The organism is Methanofollis sp. (genome assembly GCF_028702905.1).
Lineage (GTDB): Archaea > Halobacteriota > Methanomicrobia > Methanomicrobiales > Methanofollaceae > Methanofollis.
In genome coordinates, this window is record NZ_JAQVNX010000188.1 from 1 (window position 1) to 2,575 (window position 2,575).

General features: G+C 56.7%; 2 protein-coding genes. Both read right to left on the reverse strand.

What is annotated here, in order from left to right:
• Window positions 1-100 precede the first annotated feature (100 nt).
• A complete protein-coding gene (istB, locus tag PHP59_RS12565; protein ID WP_300167494.1) occupies window positions 101-859 on the reverse strand; it encodes an IS21-like element helper ATPase IstB in 759 nt (252 codons plus the stop codon).
• A 1-nt stretch (window position 860) separates the two neighbouring features.
• Window positions 861-2,405 (reverse strand): IS21 family transposase, encoded by a 1,545-nt coding sequence (gene istA / locus PHP59_RS12570; RefSeq protein WP_300167496.1) that lies wholly within the window; start codon window positions 2,403-2,405, stop codon window positions 861-863.
• Window positions 2,406-2,575 lie beyond the last annotated feature (170 nt).

The following is a 2,575-nucleotide window of genomic DNA, read 5'->3' on the forward strand; positions in this document are numbered from 1 at the left end:
GTGTCATTTTTCAAGATAATTCACCCACCCCCTTTTCAGGTTAATTCACCCGGGAGCGGCGCAATATCCTCAGTCTTCTACCATGACCATTTCCTCATGTTCAATTCTTTTCGGTTGTCCTTTCTGTTCTGCCCATCCTCTTCCGGTAGCTCTCCCCTTCGAGGAAGATCTGGTGGGCGTTGTGGGCCAGCCTGTCAAGGAGAGAGTTGGCCAGGAGCGGATCATCGAAGAGTCCCATCCATTCATCCAGAGGTCTGCTGCTGGTGATCACCGTCGAGGCCCGCTGGTACCGCTCGATCATCACCTCGTACAGGTCCTGTGCCTCCGATCCCGTCAGCCTCTGCAGACCGAAGTCATCAATGATGAGGACGTGAGGGCGGATAAGCCCGATGACCTCCTTCCCGAACGAGTGGTCGGCCCTCGACTGGTGGAGCCTTTTAAAGAGAACCTGGGACCTCAGCATCAGCACATTGAGACCCCTTCTCACCGCGCTGTGTCCCAGGGCATTGGCGAGGTGGGTTTTCCCCACGCCGACGGGGCCGCAGATAATGACGTTCTCATGCCGGTCGGTAAAGCCGAGGCCGAAGAGGTCCTTCACCTTCTCCCTGTCGACGGTGATGGGTACCTCCCAGTCGAACCGCTCGAAGGTCTGCTCCTGATCGAGAAACGCGCTTCTCATTTTTCTCATGGTCCTGCCCTGTTCGCGTCTTTCGATCTCGTCGTTGAGCACGAGTTCCAGGAACTCGCCGTAGGAGAGCTTTTGAACTTTCGCATACGACCCTCTTTCTGGCAGGGTCACAAGGATGCCCCCGAGCTTCAGTTTTTTCAGCGTCTGTTTCAGTTCCGTGGTGATCTCCATCTTATTCCTCCTTTTTCACGAAGTACGCTGCCGGCCGGGCAAACCGCGACGGCAACGTCTCCAATCTTCTTTCCTCGGTGTCCTCTTTAACGAGGCCTTGCTGTATGATTTCTTCAATCCTGCGCACATCAACGAGTTCGAAGGCGAGGGACCGCTCGCAGGCCTTCTCCACCCTCTCCTTGCCGTACCGTTCCGGCAGCCGCACGAGCTTCTGCGCCTGGCGCAGCTTTGTCCAGGGGAAGGTCCCCGAGAGGAGGAGTTCCGCGAAGCGCCGTGCCGCGGGGCCGATCTGCCCTGCCCTGTCGACATAGTAGGTGCAGCTTCTCATCGCATAAGGTGCCTTCTCTTTCGGATAGTCGTTAAAATCGGTTGAACGCCTTCCCTGGGGAACGGCGGGGTGGGTCTTGACGAGTTCTCCCTTGTAGTAGATACGAAGAAGCCTCGTGTCCTTTCGCACCGACACCTCTCTGCCGATATACCGGGTCGGCACGGAGTAGAGGCTGCTCCCGAAGCGTATGTGGTGGTCGGGATGGACCTTCACCGATCCCCAGCGGGGAACATCGAACCGTTCTTCCGTGAGGGGAAGGAGCGCCATCTTCTCCTCTTCGTTGAAGACGACGAGCGGTCTCTTCCTCGTGGTCCCGTGGACCCTCATTCCGGCAGTGTCACGGCACCACCTGATTGCCTCCTCCTGGACATGGGAGAGGTCCCTGAAGGTCTCCCCGGCAAAGAAGTTCTTCCTGACATAGGGAACCTCCCGTTCCACTTTCGGTTTGCCCGTCGGGTCATTCGGCCGGGCGGGATCGATGATAAAGCCCCTGAACTGAGAGTACTCCAGAAAGGTCCTGTTGAAGACCGGGGAGTAGCGGTCGGATCTGACCACAGCCGCCTTCAGGTTGTCGATGACGACTTTTTTCGTGATACCGCCGAAGAAGGCCCAGGCATCCTCGATGCCGGTGATCAAGGACGGGAGGTCCTGGGTAAAGGTCACATGCACATACTGGTGCCTGCTCGAGCAGAGTGTGACGACAAGCCCGTAAACGGATCGTCTTCTTGCGGCGGCACTGTCATAAAGGAAGCCCAGTCTTCCGAAGTCCACTTCCGCCGCCTCCCCGGGCTCGGTATCCGCCATGCGCACCGTGGTTTTCGATGCAAGGCCGATGTGGACAGAGACGAACCGGTAGAGGCCCGGGTAGCTCACCTCGACGCCCATTCTCGAAAGCAGGATATGGATCTTCGTCAGGGTGAGATGTTCGTTCTCCATCCACGATGCAATCGTTGCTTTGTGGGGAATGAGGACCTGATCAATCGACCTCTGTGGACCGGGCAGGCTGGACTGGACCTCCCTGACGACCTCCCGGGCTATCGTCTCGAGATCACACAGACCGTCTTTGCCGAACCCCTTCTTGTAAGCGAGGCGCAGGTATTTCCGGAGGGTGTTGCGATCCATCCCCGTCGCCCTCGTGATCGCCCTGATTGAATAACCGTTCTGAACCCTTCTTAAAATATCGACAACATCAACCACCGTATACTCCTTTCTCGCCATACCGCCTCCCGTTCAGCAAAAAGATAACGGGAGTAGTATGCCCTGATTTCCACGCCGCCCGGGTGGGTGAATTAACTTGAAAAAGTGGGTGAGAGATCCTGAAAAAAGGGTGGGTGAACGATCTTGAAAAACAGACCGTCTAAATGGGTGAGCTATCTAGAAAAATCACA